General features: G+C 71.5%; 14 protein-coding genes. 12 read left to right on the forward strand and 2 right to left on the reverse strand.

The window, feature by feature from the left end; all coding sequences use genetic code 11:
• The first annotated feature begins 309 nt into the window (after window positions 1-309).
• Genes OHA77_RS05990 through OHA77_RS06005 form a run of 4 tightly spaced genes read left to right on the forward strand, consistent with a single transcriptional unit; the run spans window position 310 to window position 4304 of the window.
• A complete protein-coding gene (locus OHA77_RS05990) occupies window positions 310-1365 on the forward strand; it encodes an iron-siderophore ABC transporter substrate-binding protein (protein WP_406316705.1) in 1056 nt (351 codons plus the stop codon).
• Window positions 1362-2384 (forward strand): FecCD family ABC transporter permease, encoded by a 1023-nt coding sequence (locus tag OHA77_RS05995; RefSeq protein WP_406316706.1) that lies wholly within the window; start codon window positions 1362-1364, stop codon window positions 2382-2384. Before OHA77_RS05990 ends, OHA77_RS05995 begins: the two co-directional genes overlap by 4 nt.
• 49 nt (window positions 2385-2433) lie before the next feature.
• Window positions 2434-3474: a FecCD family ABC transporter permease gene (locus tag OHA77_RS06000; RefSeq protein ID WP_406316707.1), complete on the forward strand. Its 1041-nt coding sequence runs from the start codon at window positions 2434-2436 to the stop codon at window positions 3472-3474.
• Window positions 3453-4304, forward strand: a complete 852-nt coding sequence (locus tag OHA77_RS06005) for an ABC transporter ATP-binding protein (protein WP_406316709.1) — start codon at window positions 3453-3455, stop codon at window positions 4302-4304. Before OHA77_RS06000 ends, OHA77_RS06005 begins: the two co-directional genes overlap by 22 nt.
• Here the strand turns inward: OHA77_RS06005 and OHA77_RS06010 are convergent.
• Window positions 4290-5870 (reverse strand): acetyl-CoA acetyltransferase, encoded by a 1581-nt coding sequence (locus OHA77_RS06010; protein WP_406316710.1) that lies wholly within the window; start codon window positions 5868-5870, stop codon window positions 4290-4292. The genes OHA77_RS06005 and OHA77_RS06010 overlap by 15 nt on opposite strands.
• A gap of 115 nt (window positions 5871-5985) precedes the next feature.
• Here OHA77_RS06010 and OHA77_RS06015 point away from each other — a divergent pair, with 115 nt between their 5' ends.
• A complete protein-coding gene (locus tag OHA77_RS06015; protein ID WP_406316711.1) occupies window positions 5986-6129 on the forward strand; it encodes an alpha/beta fold hydrolase in 144 nt (47 codons plus the stop codon).
• Window positions 6130-6153: 24 nt separating this feature from the next.
• Here OHA77_RS06015 and OHA77_RS06020 read toward each other — a convergent pair whose 3' ends face one another.
• Window positions 6154-7455 carry an aspartate aminotransferase family protein gene (locus OHA77_RS06020; protein ID WP_406316712.1) on the reverse strand — a complete coding sequence of 434 codons (1302 nt, stop codon included), beginning with the start codon at window positions 7453-7455 and terminating at the stop codon, window positions 6154-6156.
• A 135-nt stretch (window positions 7456-7590) separates the two neighbouring features.
• Here OHA77_RS06020 and OHA77_RS06025 point away from each other — a divergent pair, with 135 nt between their 5' ends.
• From OHA77_RS06025 to OHA77_RS06055, 7 genes are all read left to right on the forward strand, one after another.
• Window positions 7591-8451, forward strand: a complete 861-nt coding sequence (locus OHA77_RS06025) for a fumarylacetoacetate hydrolase family protein (protein ID WP_406316713.1) — start codon at window positions 7591-7593, stop codon at window positions 8449-8451.
• Window positions 8452-8468: 17 nt separating this feature from the next.
• Window positions 8469-9560 carry a helix-turn-helix transcriptional regulator gene (locus OHA77_RS06030; RefSeq protein WP_406316715.1) on the forward strand — a complete coding sequence of 364 codons (1092 nt, stop codon included), beginning with the start codon at window positions 8469-8471 and terminating at the stop codon, window positions 9558-9560.
• A gap of 68 nt (window positions 9561-9628) precedes the next feature.
• Window positions 9629-10591, forward strand: a complete 963-nt coding sequence (locus OHA77_RS06035) for an N-acetylglucosamine kinase (RefSeq protein WP_406316717.1) — start codon at window positions 9629-9631, stop codon at window positions 10589-10591.
• Window positions 10588-11904 (forward strand): hypothetical protein, encoded by a 1317-nt coding sequence (locus OHA77_RS06040; protein ID WP_406316718.1) that lies wholly within the window; start codon window positions 10588-10590, stop codon window positions 11902-11904. The genes OHA77_RS06035 and OHA77_RS06040 overlap by 4 nt, the downstream gene beginning before the upstream one ends.
• Window positions 11901-12641: an SIS domain-containing protein gene (locus OHA77_RS06045; protein ID WP_406316720.1), complete on the forward strand. Its 741-nt coding sequence runs from the start codon at window positions 11901-11903 to the stop codon at window positions 12639-12641. Before OHA77_RS06040 ends, OHA77_RS06045 begins: the two co-directional genes overlap by 4 nt.
• A gap of 397 nt (window positions 12642-13038) precedes the next feature.
• Window positions 13039-14358, forward strand: coding sequence for a methyltransferase, FxLD system (gene fxlM / locus OHA77_RS06050; protein ID WP_406316722.1), 1320 nt, complete (start codon window positions 13039-13041; stop codon window positions 14356-14358).
• Between the two features lie 43 nt (window positions 14359-14401).
• On the forward strand, window positions 14402-14776 hold the full coding sequence (locus OHA77_RS06055; RefSeq protein ID WP_406316724.1) for an AAA family ATPase: 375 nt from the start codon (window positions 14402-14404) through the stop codon (window positions 14774-14776).
• Window positions 14777-14846 lie beyond the last annotated feature (70 nt).

Consider the following 14846-nt stretch of genomic DNA (forward strand, 5'->3'; position numbering starts at 1 on the left):
GTGCTGGATCTTCTTCGGGCCGTCGCGGCCCCGGTGCACTCGGCCGACGGGAGACACAGAGCGGCTTCATGCCGGCACGCCGGTCGTTTCCCGAAGACATCCGCAGCGAGGAGCCGGCGTCCGAGCGGGATACCCACCATCCGCACCGGTGCCATCGGTGCAGGTCGGACCGGCGCATCGGCGCACCCCGCGTTGAGAACCGATGTGACTTAGGTTAGTCTTACCTAACTCCCGAGCCCAAGTATCGATCTGGGCTGCCTCGCGACGGCCGCCCCATGGCCGCGCAGCTCATAAGCACAAGGATCATCCATGCGTTTCAGGTTCCCCCGCGTGCGCCGCCCTGCGCTCACTCTCTCCACGGTCGTCACCGCAGCCGCCCTCGCCCTCGCCGGTTGCTCCTCCGCACCCCCGGAGAAGCCGGCCGCCGTACCGGCGCAGACCGGCGGCGGCTCCACCGTGTTCCCCGTCACGATCGACAGCGCACTCGGCCAGGCGAAGATCACCCAGCAGCCCAAGCGCGTCGTCACCCTCGGACAGGGCTCGGCCGAGACCGCGATCGCGCTCGGTTTCACACCGGTGGGCATCGAAAGCTACCCGTGGGGCAGCGACAAGACCGGCTACCTGCCGTGGATCCACGAAGCGGTGACCAAGGCGGGCGGCACACTGCCGAAGCAGTTCGCCGGCGGCGAGGACATCGACTTCGACACCATCGTCGAGCTTGAGCCCGATGTGATCCTGGCACCCTGGTCCGGCATCACCAAGGACCAGTACTCCGTCCTGTCGGACATCGCGCCGACCGTGGCCTACCCGGACCTGCCGTGGAGCACGAACTGGGACCAGCAGATCGAGATCGTTTCCAAGGCGTTGGGCAAGCCCGCCGAGGCTGGGACGCTGATCTCGACGATCAAGAAACAGCTCGCCGACGCGGCCGCGACCCGGCCCGCGTACAAGGGCGTCACCTTCTCCTACATCTACACCACCGGACCCGGCACCCTCGGCGTCTTCAAGCCCGAGGAGCAGCGGGCCGAGATGGTCACCTCGCTCGGCCTCACCCCCGACCCGGTGGTGAACACCTTCAAGGAGACCGAGGGCACCGACTCCGCCCTCATCGGCCTGGAGAACGCGCAGAAGCTCGCCGGCAGCGACCTGATCTTCACCTTCTACACGGATGACAAGACCCGCAAGGAGATCGAGGCGCAGAAGCTGTACGCCGCCATCCCCGCGGTCAAGCGCGGCGGCATCGTCGCCGGTGACGACACCCCGTTCGTCACCGCGTCGTCGATCATCAACCCGCTCACCGTGCCGTGGGTGATCGATCGTTACCTGCCGCTGATCGACAAGGCCGTCGCCACCATCGACAAGTGAGCTCGACCACCGGCCCCCCGCCGAGCGGCGTGCGCGTCGCCCGGCGGATACTCCTCCTGATCGCCGCGCTCGCGGTGCTCGTGCTCGCGGTGCTCACCAGCATCGCGTTCGGCAGTCACCCCACCTCGCCGTCCGACGTCATGGACGTCCTGTACGGCACCGCGGATCCGAACATCACCACGGTGGTGCAGAGCCGCTATCCGCGCACCGCGCTCGGCCTGCTCGCCGGGCTCTGCCTGGCCATCGCGGGAACGCTCATGCAGGGCGTCACCCGTAACCCGCTCGCCGACCCCGGGCTGCTCGGCATCACCGCGGGAGCAGCGGCCGCCATCGTCACCGCGACGGCCTTTCTCGGCGCGTCCGGCCAGGCGGGCACCGTGTGGTGGGCACTGCCTGGAGCGCTGCTGGCCGGGCTGCTCGTCCACGCCATCGGCTCAGCCGGCTCCGGTGCGGGCCTGGCCCGGCTGGTCCTGGCCGGAGCGGTCGTCTCGGCCGTCCTGATGGCCTACGTCCAGGCGGTGACGCTGAGCAGGCCGCGGGTCTTCGACAGCTACCGCTACTGGGTGGTCGGCGCGCTGGGAGGACGGAACTTCGACGTGCTGACGTCGGTCCTCCCGCTGGCCGCCCTGGGCCTGGCGCTCGCCCTACTGCTCGCACCAGGCTTGAACACGCTCGCGCTCGGCGACGAGTCGGCGTCGGCACTCGGCGCCCATCCGGCTCTGCTGCGTTCGGGCGGGCTGCTGGCGGCGATCCTGCTGAGCACGGCGGCGACCGCGGCGGTCGGGCCGATCGCCTTCGTCGGCCTGGCCGTACCGCACATCGTCAGGGCGCTGGTGGGCGTCGACGTCCGCCTGCAGATCGTGTTCTCGGCCGTCGTCGGCCCCGCGCTGCTGCTCCTGGCGGATGTCGCGGGCCGCATCGTGCTGCGTCCGCAGGAGCTGATGGTCGGCGTGGTGACCGCTTTCGTCGGAGCGCCGGCCCTGCTGCTGGCCGTACGCCGGATGAAGGGCACCGCGTGACCTCCTCCCCGCGGCCGCAGCCCGGCGCCGCCACGCTCAAGGAGATCCGATGACCCCGGCACGGCGCGGCCACCTCACGATCGGGCGCTCGGTGGCGCTTCCGGTCGCCCGTGTCTCCGTCGTCGCCGCGATCGTCGTGGCCGCGCTCACGGTCGTCGCCGCCGTCGCCACGCTCTCGCTCGGCCGGCTCGGCATCGCCCCGTCCGACCTGGTGAGCGCGCTCACGCAGGGCGCCACCGGCAAGCAGGCGTTCGTGCTGGAACGGCTCCGCGGCCCGCGTCTGGTCGTGGCAGTCGGCACCGGCGCCGCACTCGGCCTGTCCGGCGCACTGTTCCAGACGGTGACCCGCAACCCGCTGGGCAGCCCGGACGTGATCGGGCTGAGCGCCGGCGCCGGAGCGGGCGCCGCGGTCGTCGTGCTGCTCCTGCCTGACGTGCTCCCGGCCCCGGGCGGCGCCCTGGCCGGCGCGGTGATCGCCATGGCGCTGGTGTACGTGTCGACCGGCTCCGGATTCCGCGACCCCGGGCGGCTCATCGTCGCGGGCATCGGCGTCCACGCGATCGCCACGGCGTTCACGCAGTATGTCGTCTACGCCGTGGAGCGGGACAAGGCCACCGTCCTCACCGCGTACGTCAACGGCAGCCTGGCCACCCGCTCCTGGGAACACGCCGCCACGATCTGGGCGGTCCTGCTGGCCGTGGTGCCGCTGATCACACTTTTCGCCCGGCGCCTGGCCGTCTCCGAGATGGGCGACGAACTCGCCGGCTCGCTCGGCGCCGAACCCAGGCAGGCCAGAGCCGTCGCCGTCACGCTGTCGATCGTCCTGTCGGCGGTCGCCGTCGCGGTCGCCGGACCCATCGCGTTCATCGCTCTGACGGCCCCCCAGATCGCCAGACGCCTCACCCGCCTGCCCGGCCCGCACCTGACCCTGGCCGCCCTGGTCGGCGCACTGCTGCTGGTGCTCGCGGACCTCGCCGCACAGCAGCTGCCCATCTCGGGCAACCTGCCCGTCGGCATCTACACGCTGGCCGTCGGCGGCCTCTACCTCGGATACCTACTGACCCGCGAATGGAAGAAGGGGAGCCTGTGAGCAGCGAGACCGGACTGGCCGCACAGGGCGTGACGATCTCCTACGACGGCACCCCCGTGGTCCACGACGTCAGCCTCGACATCCCGCACGGCGAGTTCACCATGATCATCGGACCGAACGGGTGCGGCAAGTCGACTCTGGTCAAGGCGTTCGCCCGGGTGCTGAAGCCCGCTCAGGGCACCATCCTGCTGCACGGGCGCGACCTCTGGTCCTACCGGGGCCGGGAGGCCGCCCGCCAGGTGGCCCTGCTGCCGCAGAACCCGATCGCACCCGACGGCATCACCGTGGGCGGCCTGGTACGGCGTGGCCGCTACCCCCACCACACGCTGCTGCGCCAGTGGTCGCCCGACGACGAGGCCGCCATCGGCTTCGCCCTCGATCGGACGGGCATTCGGGACCTCACCGAGGCGCAGGCAGGCCGGTTGTCCGGCGGTCAGCGCCAACGCGCCTGGATCGCCATGGTGCTGGCGCAGCAGACGGACCTTCTGCTGCTCGACGAGCCGACCGCCTTCCTCGACATCTCCCATCAGTACGACCTGCTGGAGCTCTGCCGTGAACTGCACGAGGACGGCAAGACCATCGTCGCCGTCCTGCACGACCTCAATCAGGCCGCACGCTTCGCCTCCCACCTGATCGTGATGAACGAAGGCCGGGTGATCGCACAGGGCCCTCCGCCGGAGGTGCTGACGTCGCAGCTGGTCGAAGACGTCTTCGGGCTGGCGTGCGACATCGTGCCCGATCCTCAGACGCTTACCCCCATGGTGGTCCCGCACGCCCGCCGGAAGGGGACGACGTCCGGGGTCTCCGTCACGCCGTCAGAGCGGGAATAGCTCGTCCATCCTGGTGTCGTCGGTGGTCACCCGGTTACCGGCGCCGAAGGACCGGACGTAGACGCGGTGGCCGACGGGCTCGCCGACGCCGAGCAGGCCGAGCGTCTCCTCGTCGCCTTCGGCGGTCATCGCCAGGAAGCGGCGGCCGTCGGCCTCCAGCCGGCCGATCACGATGCCGGTGCGGTCGCCGCCGCGTCCGTGCTTGACGGTGTAGGTCTCGATCGTGCCCCATCCATCGGCCCGGACGGCCTGCTCGACGGCGGGCCAGGCATCGATCTCGGCCTGCAGCGCCGCGCTGCCGTCCGGGCGCCACTCGGTGGGGGTGGTCGAGTAGACGCCGACCGAGTACTTGCTCAGCGATCCGCCGTTGGCCCCCACCATCCCGTACGAGCCGGGCCGCGCGCGCAGCCGCTGGACGATCTCGGCGATGGCGTGCGTCGAGTAGTTGTTGCCCGCGCCGCCGAAGAAGGGCAGGCCACCGGTGACCGTCAGCCCGCGCGGGTCGTCGGCGGCCAGGCCGAGGCCGTCGCAGACGTTGGAGACGGCGATCGGGAAGCAGCTGTACAGGTCGATGGCGGCCAGATCCTCCGCGCCGATGCCGGCCAGGTCCAGGGCGTGCCGGGCGGCCATCACGGCGGCCGGGCTGGTGCCGAGGTCGCCCCGGTCCAGCAGGTCGCGCTCGCGCAGATCGGCGTGGCCGTGCAGGAAGACCCACTTCTCCGCGGGGACACCGAGGCGCCTGGCGGCGGCCACGGACATCAGCAGGACGGCCGCTCCCTGGTTGACCTTCTCCCTGGCGACGACGTAGCGGGTGTACGGCTCGGCGACGAGCCGGTTCTTCTCGGTCGGGGTGACCAGCTCCTCGGCACTGCGCTCGATGGGGGCGGCGGCGTGCGGGTTGGCGGCGGCGACCTTGGTGAACGGGGCGAACAGCGCCCCCATCCCGGCGGCGTACTCCTCCCTCGTCTGCTTGAGGCGGGCCCGGCGCGCGTTGTCGAACAGCGCGTACTGGCTCGGCGCGCCCCTCAGCCCGTGAGCGGCCTGGAACGGGGAGAACAGGCCCTCAAGGCCGTAACCGCGGTCCTCCAGGTCGCCCTCCACGGTTTCGCCGAAGTCCGGTCTGTCCTCGGCCCCGGCCAGGTGCCGCACCGTCGAGATCGCCTCGGACCCGAAGACGAGAGCCGTCTGCGAGGACCCCGCCGCGATCGTCGCGGCGAGTTCGTTGACCAGGTGCTGGGGCCCCTGCCCGCCGACCACTTCGAGGATCGCCCGGCCGGGGTCGGCCCCCACCCGGGCGGCGACGGAACGGGGATAGTTGGTGGACCTGCCCAGCGGGACGGGGGCGCCGGGCCCGGAGATCTCGAACTGGCGCACTCCCGCCACGGTGTCGACGGCGGCGGCGACCGCTGCGGCCTCCGCGCAGGTGTCGGCGATGGCCTCGCGGACCGCCGCGGCGGCGAGCTCCACCGGTGACAGGCGCCGGTAGCCGGGCTCGCCGATCCGCTCGGATGACTGACCGACACCCACGATCACCGGCGTGCGGGGGTCGATGTCGTGAAAGGTCATCTTCACACTCCAGCACGTTCAGGAACGGGAACATCACCGCTCCCTGTAGATCATCGCCCTGATCGGCTCCGGAAAGCCAGGTGACCGGATTCCATTGCTCCACGGCCGGCAGGACATGACCTTCTCCGCGGCCCTGGCGGAGGAGACCGTGAAGCTGATCCCCAGCGCCAGGGCCGTGGTGATCGAGGAGGCGGGCCACATGGCCCACGTCGACCGGCCCCGTGCCTGGCTCGACGCCGTGGCCGGTTTCCTGTCCTGATCGGGGCGATGCCGCACCCGGCGGTCAGAGAGCCTGGAGCGCCCCGGCGAAGGCGTCGACGGTGGCGTCGATGTCGGCCTCGGTGTGCGCGGTGGACAGGAACCACAGGCCACGCGGCACCATGTTGACGCCGCGGTCGAGTAGCGCCGCGTGCAACCGGGCCATCATCGCCCGGTCGGTCGCGGCGAAGTCGCGATAGTTCCGTACTGCGCCCGCGCCGGTGAAGTAGGTCTGGAAGACCGGCCCGGGACCGTCCACGAGCAGCGGCACGCCCGCCTTCTCCGCCGCGGCCCTGATGCCCTCCATCAGGGCCGTGCCACGGGCGAACAGCGTGCCGTAGACCTCGTCGCGCTGCTCGTCGAGGATGCGCAGCGTCGCCTCGGCCGCCGCGATGCCGACGGGGTGGGAGTTGAACGTGCCCGCGTGGGCGACCTTCCCCGTCGAGATGTGGTCCATGACAGAGGCCTTGCCGACGAGCGCCGACACCTGCATGCCCCCGGCCATGGCCTTGCCGAACACCGACAGGTCCGGGGTGACGCCGAGGTACTCCTGTGCTCCGCCGGGTGCGAGCCGGAAGCCGGTGATGATCTCGTCGAAGATCAGCAGGCTGCCGTGCCGGTCGCAGAGCTTCTGTACGGCTTCGAGGTATCCGGGATCCGGCAGGATCGACCCGGTGTTGCAGAGCACCGGCTCGGTGATCACCGCGGCGATCTCGGCACCGTACCGGTCCATCAGGCGGGTCAGGGCCTCGATGTCGTTCCACGGGCAGACGATCAGGTCTTCGCCGTGGCCCTCCTGCTGGCCCGCCGTACCGGGCACGGCGACGGGGGTGTCTGCCGGGCCGGCCAGGTCCAGGGCGGGATGCACGCTGTAGAGGACGGGGTCCAGCCAGCCGTGGTAGTGCCCCTCGAACTTGAGGATCCTGGAACGGCCGGTGAAGCCGCGCGCCAGCCGGAGCGCGGCGTGGACCGCCTCGGAGCCGACGGTGTTGAAACGGACCCGTTCCGCCGAGGGCACCATCGCGCACAGCCGCTCGGCCACCCGGACCTCCGCGGCATGCTGAGCCGAGTAGACCATGCCCCGTGCGGCCTGGGCGGAGATCGCCTCGACCACCTCGGGCGGGCAGTGCCCGAGCAGCGCGGGCCCCTGGCCCAGGACGTAGTCGATGTAGGCGTTGCCGTCCACGTCCCAGAGATGCGCGCCCTGCGCGCGATCCACGTAGAGCGGGACGCCGGTGGTGCGGCGAGCGTCGCTGGAGACCCCTCCAGCCAGGTACTGCTGCGCGGTGGAGTAGAGGTCGCGGCTGACGTCCAGATTGCGGGTCATGGGGACCATCAAAGGGCGCATCGCCCACCGCGGACAAGGAAGAGCGCAAAGAAGGGGTCGTCATCGCAAGGATGGGTTCTTGTGACACCCAGACCGAGCTGGTGAGCTGGGCACAACCCTCAGGAAGGAATAGCCGTGTTTCTCGGGCGTATCCGGCGGACTCCCGCCGACCAAGTCGAAGTCGTGGCCTGGCGCGAGGGCGGCGAACTGCTCAGCCTGTCCGGCCTTGACGGGCCCGCCGATCCGGTGGCCCTGCTGAACCGGTTCGGGCTCGACCGGCTCACCGAGGAGGTGGATCGGCTCTGGGGCACCGCGTCCTCGCTGCTCGACGAGTCGGCGGTGCTGTTCGAGCCGCCGGTGGCCACCTGCACCAAGATCTGCTGCCTGGCACTCAACTACGTGGAGCACGCCGAGGAGAGCGGACTGGAGGTGCCGCCCTCGCCGGTGCTGTTCTTCAAGCCGCCGTCCTCGCTGACCGGTCACAACCGTCCGGTCGTGGCGCCGGCCCGGACGAGGCATCTGGAGCACGAGGTGGAGCTGGCCGTCGTCATCGGGTCGGTGACCCGGGACCTGCCGGCCGAGCGCTGGCGGGAGGCCGTGGCCGGCTACACCGTGATCAACGACATGACGGCCCGCGACCTGCAGTTGGCGAACATCGACCGCAACGTGCCGTGGGACCAGTCCAAGGGGTTCGACACCTTCGCCCCCGCGGGGCCGTATCTCGCCACCGTGGACGAGGTGCCCGATCCCCAGGCGCTCGAACTCCGCCTGGAGGTGGACGGCCAGGTGCGGCAGCGGGCGAACACCAAGCAGATGGTGTTCGGGATCCCCCAGCTGATCGCCGACCTGTCGGACGGGATGACGCTGGAGCCCGGCGACCTCATCGCGACCGGCACCATCGCCGGGATCGCTCCGCTCCAGGAGGGAGACGTCATGCATGCCACGGTGGCCGGTGTCGGAACACTGGTGAACAGGGTTACATTTAGGACCGCCTAAATAGTATTATTCGGCGCATGAACGCGCCCTTCACGGTCGCCGCGCTGGTCGACATCGATGACTTCGTCGCCTCGCGGCGGTCGCGCGGGCAGCCGTGGGCCCGCCGCCAGCTCGACCGGGCCGAGCAGGCGGTGCAGGCGGTGACGTACGGCCGGACGGCGGCGAGCTGCCGTTCGATGCCTCCCGACGAGTGGCTCGTGCTCCTGACCGGAGACGACCCCCACACGCTCATGACCGACGCGGGCGGACTGGCAGAGGAGCTGCGCACCCGCATCGTGCGTGACACCGAGCTCACCGCGACCGTCAGTCTGGGCACCCCGCACCACGGGCCGGGCGGGGTCGAGGCGGCCGAGCAGGGCGCTCGATGGACGAACTCCTACAAGCTCCTGCTCGGCGGGGACCAGGTGATCACCTCGCCCGCACCGGACCGGCCCGGCACGCCGCCGCCGGTGCGGATCGAGCCCGAACTGGCCCGCCGGATCCAGATCGGCGACGCCGGCGGTGCGGCCGGGCTGCTCTCCAGCTGGGTGGACCGGTGCCTGCAGGAACGCGACCTGGACCCGAAGACCCTGCGCAGCTGGCTCATGGGCGAGCTGCTGTTCGTCGTCGACGTGGTCAACCGCTCCCGGCTCACCGGCGGCTCCACGGACTGGCTGGACGCCTGCGCCCGGCTGCCGGTCGAACGGCTGATCACCGTGACCGAGATTCACGAGCGCTCCTACCTGCACATCTGGCTGGAGGAGACCATCAGGCGGCTGGTGCCGAGCGACAGCGCCAAGGACATCCTCACGATGGCCGAGAGCTACCTGACCGCGCACTACACCGATCCCCGGCTCAGGCTCTCCACGGTCGCCGAGGCGATCTCCGCCAGCCCCTTCTACATCTCGCACCTGTTCGCGGAGGAGCGCCGGACCACGTTCCTGCGCCATCTCACCGGGCTGCGCCTGCGCCACGCGCGGACCCTGCTCAGCACCTCCGCCCTGCCGGTCGACGTGGTCGCCACCGAGTCGGGCTACCTGAGCGCGAAGGCCCTGCGGAGCGTGTTCCGGCGCCACGTCGGCTGCTCGCCCACCGAATATCGACGCCAGACATATCGGTCGCGACCATAAACGAGACATCTGGAAATAATCGCGCAAGCTATTGAATTAAGGTCTGCACCGAAATTAGGCTTCCTCGCATGGAACTGGCGGTCGACGGTGGCAAGAGCGGGCTGCGACTCGCGCTCGCGTCCGAGGGGCGGGTGCTCCTGATCCACGAGGAACCGGGCCTGGCTTACACGAGCGGATCCACGGTCGCCGACGTCGCACGCAAGGTGCTGGCAGCCTGGCGGGCGCTGGCTCCGGCGCTCGCCCCTGACGCCTCGGTCCTGCCGGACGGTCCGGATGGTCCGGTCGGCACGGTCTGCCTCGGGCTCACCACGCTGCTGGGCGGGCCGGCCGCCGACCGGGAGCTGGCCGAGCACCTGTTCGCCGGGATCGGCGCCCGGCGCGCCCTGCTCACCGGCGACGTCATCACCGCGCACGCCGGCGCCTTCGCCGGTCGCCCGGGCGTCGTCCTCGCCGCGGGCACCGGCGCGATCGCCCTGGGAGTGGCCCCGGACGGCCGTACCCGGCAGGTGGACGGCTGGGGATACCTGTACGGCGACGCGGGCAGCGGCTTCTGGATCGGCCGGCGCGGCCTCGACGCCGCCTACCGGGGGTTCGACGGCCGCGCGGCCCCGGGCCCGCTCACCGACCGCGCCCGGCAGGTGTTCGGCGACCTGGGTACCGCACCCCAGCGGCTCTACCTGTCCTCCGATGCCGTCGCCCAGGTCGCGGGCTTCGCCGTCCATGTGCTCGACCTGGCCGCCGAGGACGCGACCGCGCGGGCGATCGCCGAAGAGGCCGGCCGCGAGCTCGCGGCCAGCGTCGCCGCCGCCGCCCACTGCCTTCCCGGTGACGAGCCGGTGCCCGTCTCCTGGACCGGCCGCCTGCTCCGCGCGCCGGCCCTGCGGGCGGCCTTCGAGGCCGAGCTGACGGCCCGCCTGCCCCGGGCCCTGCCTACGGCCCCGGAGGGCGACGGCCTCGCGGGCGCCGCCCTCCTCGCCGCCACCACCGAGCTCGGCCACTACCGGACGCTCATCCGGACGGTGGAGCGATGAGAGTCGGGTACGGGGCGGCCCCCCTGCCCGTCCCGCCCGGCACGCCGATGGGCGGCTACCTCGACCGGCCCGGTGACTCGGCCGGCGAGCTCGACCCGCTGCAGGTGGGCGTGATCACCTGGTTCGACGGGCACCGGCGCTTCGCCCTGGCGGTCGCGGACGTGATCTGCGTCAACGACGACCTCGCCCGGCAGGCCAGGCAGGCGGTCTCGGCGACCTGCGAGCTGTGGCTGGCCGCGACGCACACCCACGCGGGTCCGGAGACCGGGTGCGTGCCCGGCGGCGGGCCGACGCCGCAGCCCTGGCGCGACCGGATCGTCGAAGCCACCCGCACCGCCCTCGCTCGCGCGATGGCCGCCGAACGGCCCGCGGCGGGCTCGGCTCACCAGGGCGGACTACGCGACGTGGGCGCCGCCCGCGGCGTGCCGTCGGCCGAGCCCCTGGTGCCGCTGGACGTCCTGGCCGTCCGGGATCCGGCGGGCCGCCCGGCGGGCGTCCTGGTCGTGCTCCCCGTTCACCCCACGGTGCTGCCCGCCGGCAATCTCCTGGTGAGCGCCGACCTGGTCGGTGCGGTGCGCGGGGCCGTGCGGGTACGGCTGGGGCCGGACGTCTGGGTCCTGGTCGCGACCGGTACGGCCGGCGACGTCAGCACCCGCCACACCCGCCGGGGCCAGGACGCCGCCGAACTCGACCGGCTCGGCGGCCTGGTCGCCGACCGGTGCGCCGAACTCCTCGACGCCGCCCCCACCGCCGAGGCCTGGGGCCCCGGCGACGCGATCGGCTGGGCGTCGAGACGGTGCTCCCTGGCCCGCGGCTCTTCGGTCGCCGACCCGCAGGCCCTCCTCGCCGAGCTGCGCGCCGCCCACGAGCGGTCCCGCGCCACCGGCGACGCGATCGCCACGCGTATGGCCCTGAGCCGCCTGGAAGGCGCCCGCCTCCTCACCGAAGCGGCCCCGGAACGCACACCCGGCACCGCCGAGACGGGCACCGCCCATCCACCGGCCGAAAATCCGCCGGAGCCCGCGCACATCACCGCCGAGGTGAGCGCCGTACGCCTCGGCAGGCTCGCGCTGGCCGCCCTGCCGGGTGAGCCCTTCGTCGCCACGGGCGAGGCCGTCCGCCGGACGCGACCGGACCCGACGTTCGTCCTGGGATACGTCAACGGCTATCCGGGCTACCTGCCGACAGCCGCCGCCTACGCCGGCCAGGAGTACGAGGTGCTGGCCGGCCGGGTCGCGCCCGGCAGCGCCGAACACCTCGCCACGACCGTCGCAGACCTGCTGCACGACCTCGACACCCCGGAGGAACCATGAACGGCCAGACAGCGTATGCGGAGGTCGCGCGGACCGCGGTCGACCGGCTGCTCACCGGAGAGCACGAGGCGATCGCGCGCGCCGGAGAGATGATCTTCCGTTCGCTGCGTGCAGGCGGGGTGCTCCAGGCGTTCGGCACCGGACACTCCAGGTCGGTCGCCCTGGAGCTGGTGGGCCGGGCCGGCGGACTGGTCCCCGCCAACCAGCTCGGCATCCGCGACGTCGTCTACTACGGCGACGCCGCCCCCGCGGCCATCCTCGACCCGAAGATCGAGCGCGAGCCCGGCCTGGCGGAGCGGATCTGGGAGCTGGCCGACATCCGGCCGGAGGACGTCTTCGTGATCATCTCGAACTCGGGCGGCAATGCCTCGGTCGTCGAGATGGCCCGCCTCGCCGCCGACCGCGGGCACACCGTGATCGCCATCACCTCCCGCGCGCACACGAACCGGATCACCGGGCGAGAGAGGCTTGCCGACCTGGCCCACGTCGTCATCGACAACGGCGCGCCGTACGGTGACGCGACCGTGGAGCTGCCCGGCGGGGACGCCGTCTGCCCGGTCTCCAACCTCACCGGTGTCCTGATCGCCCAGCTCCTGGTCGCCGAGGTGGCCGGCCGGTACGTCGCCGAGGGCGTAGCGCCGCCCGTATTCAGGTCGGCCAATACCCCAGGTGGCGACGTCCACAATGACCGGCTGCTGGCCGGGTACGGCCGGCGGGTGCGGCTCGGCGACGCGTGACCGCCAGGGTCTGCTGTGACAATCGCCGCCTCTGGCACCGTTACTGCGACTTTGCCGTGTAGTGATGGGGCGGAGCCACGTTAGCCTCCCAGCGTGAAGCGCACTGAGACTCCCCGGGGTCCCTGGGAGCCGGCGGCTCTGCCCGAGGTGCCGGGTATACGGAGACCATCCATGGGGTGACCGCCTCCAACGGCGCGGCCGAGCCTGATCGGCGGCCGGGGTCGAGAACCATTGCCGGGGCTCTCCGTATGCCGCAGTCTGGTCGGCGTACCCGAACGGAAAGCCGCGCCTCCGGGCGGCCGAAGGAGTGGGCTCGCCCTGCACGTCCGTCCGGCCTTTCGGACGGGGATCGTCACGCGACGCAGAGCACCTCAGCCGAACGACGGAAAGAGGAGTCATGGCCGAGCAGGAAGACGGCATATCCCCCCTTGGGGCAGGCGCCGGCCGTACCACCTTCGGCGAGACGGACACCGAGACGACCGGAGAGGTCGCTGCCGAGCGGCTGCGTGATGCGCTCGTCGACCAGCTGCGCGAGCAGGGCGCGGTGCGCAGCGAGCGAGTCGAGGCGGCGCTGCGTGCCGTGCCTCGCCACCTGTTCGTGCCCAGGGTGCCGGTGCAGAAGGCGTACGCCGACGAGGTGGTCCCCACCAAGCACGACGACGCAGGAGAGTCGATCAGCGCCGCCTCCCAGCCGAGCGTCGTCGCGGTGATGCTGGAGCAGCTCGAAGTCGAACCAGGCCAGCGGGTCCTCGAGATCGGTGCGGGCACCGGCTACAACGCGGCCCTGCTCGCGCACCTGACCGGCGACAGCGGACGGGTCACCACGATCGACGTCGACGATGACCTCGTGGCCGACGCCCGGCGGAACCTGGCGGCCACCGGCGTCGACAACGTGGACGTCCTTCTCGGTGACGGCGCGCTCGGCCACCCGGACGGCGCCCCCTACGATCGGATCGTCGCCACGGTCGGCGCCTACGACCTGCCCCTGCCCTGGCTGGAGCAGCTCGCCCCGGACGGCCGACTCGTCGTGCCGCTACGGCTGCGCGGTGGCGTGTCCCGCTCGGTCATGTTCGAGTACGACGGCGGACGGTGGCGTAGCCGTACCAGCGCGATGTGCGGATTCATGCCGCTACGCAATGGCGTCGCCGACGACCCGCAGCGCACCGTCTCGCTGACCGCGGATGAGGCCGTGACCTTCACCGCCCACCAGGAGCAGACCGTCGACGCGACTGCCCTCTCCGGTGTGCTCAGCCGACCTTGCGTCGAAGCATGGACGGGGGTGCCGTTCAAAAAGATGGAGACATTCGAGTGGATGTACCTGTGGCTGACCTGCACGATGGACAACGTGCTCAGCCGGATGACCGTAGAGCGCTCAGCCATCGACAGCGGCCTGGTCAAAACCCGGTTCCGCTGGGGCAGCATGGCCACCTTCGACAAGGGCGACTTCGCCTACATAACGTTCCGCCCGATCGAGGGTGACACGGATGCCGATGACACGGAACAGATGTACGACATCGGCGTCATGGGCCACGGCTCCGGCGGCGCGGACCTGGCCGGCAAGGTCGCCGACCAGATCCGTATCTGGGATCGGGACTTCCGGTCCCGGTCCGTCGAGTTCGAGGTCCAGCCCGCCGACACCCGAGAGCCGGTCAAGCAGGTTCCCGGCCGGTTCACGTTCGACCGCCCGCAGACCCGGCTCATCATCTCCTGGGTGTGAACTCGGACGGGTCCGCCCCGAACGATCGGTGAGAGGCTCCGGCATGGCTGACAGGTCCCCGGGTTCCACCCACCTGATCGTGCTGCGCGGCAACTCCGGCTCGGGCAAGACCAGCACCGCACGAGCTTTGCAGGCCACCCGCGACCGCGACCTGGCCGTGGTCGGCCAGGACGCCATCCGGCGCGACATCCTCCGGGAGCGCGACGCGCCGGGCGGCGCGAACATCGAGCTCATCGACACCATCGCCCGCCACTGCCTGGATCGCGGCTACCACGTCCTGATCGAAGGCATCCTGCACGCGAGCCGGTACGCGCCGATGCTGGCCGCGCTGCGCCGCGACCACACCGGGCCGAACTCCTTCTTCTACCTGGACGTCTCCCTGGCCGAAACGCTGCGCCGGCACACCACCCGGCCGTAGCGCTCACAGTTCAGCGATCACGTGGGGGCCCGTATACCGGCCCCTACCCGGGATCCGGACTCGTGTGGGC

It is taken from the genome of Streptosporangium sp. NBC_01639 (genome assembly GCF_045209755.1).
Taxonomy (GTDB): domain Bacteria; phylum Actinomycetota; class Actinomycetes; order Streptosporangiales; family Streptosporangiaceae; genus Streptosporangium.

Excerpts from the sequence above, each read along its gene's own strand:
- OHA77_RS06030 (WP_406316715.1), top strand. The coding sequence starts at position 8,469 with ATGAACGCGCCCTTCACGGTCGCCGCGCTGGTCGACATCGATGACTTC.
- OHA77_RS06015 (WP_406316711.1), top strand. The coding sequence starts at position 5,986 with ATGACCTTCTCCGCGGCCCTGGCGGAGGAGACCGTGAAGCTGATCCCC.
- OHA77_RS06000 (WP_406316707.1), top strand. The coding sequence starts at position 2,434 with ATGACCCCGGCACGGCGCGGCCACCTCACGATCGGGCGCTCGGTGGCG.
- OHA77_RS06045 (WP_406316720.1), top strand. The coding sequence starts at position 11,901 with ATGAACGGCCAGACAGCGTATGCGGAGGTCGCGCGGACCGCGGTCGAC.
- OHA77_RS06020 (WP_406316712.1), bottom strand. The coding sequence starts at position 7,455 with ATGACCCGCAATCTGGACGTCAGCCGCGACCTCTACTCCACCGCGCAG.
- OHA77_RS06010 (WP_406316710.1), bottom strand. The coding sequence starts at position 5,870 with ATGACCTTTCACGACATCGACCCCCGCACGCCGGTGATCGTGGGTGTC.
- OHA77_RS05990 (WP_406316705.1), top strand. The coding sequence starts at position 310 with ATGCGTTTCAGGTTCCCCCGCGTGCGCCGCCCTGCGCTCACTCTCTCC.
- OHA77_RS06035 (WP_406316717.1), top strand. The coding sequence starts at position 9,629 with ATGGAACTGGCGGTCGACGGTGGCAAGAGCGGGCTGCGACTCGCGCTC.
- fxlM (WP_406316722.1), top strand. The coding sequence starts at position 13,039 with ATGGCCGAGCAGGAAGACGGCATATCCCCCCTTGGGGCAGGCGCCGGC.
- OHA77_RS06040 (WP_406316718.1), top strand. The coding sequence starts at position 10,588 with ATGAGAGTCGGGTACGGGGCGGCCCCCCTGCCCGTCCCGCCCGGCACG.
- OHA77_RS06005 (WP_406316709.1), top strand. The coding sequence starts at position 3,453 with ATGGAAGAAGGGGAGCCTGTGAGCAGCGAGACCGGACTGGCCGCACAG.
- OHA77_RS06055 (WP_406316724.1), top strand. The coding sequence starts at position 14,402 with ATGGCTGACAGGTCCCCGGGTTCCACCCACCTGATCGTGCTGCGCGGC.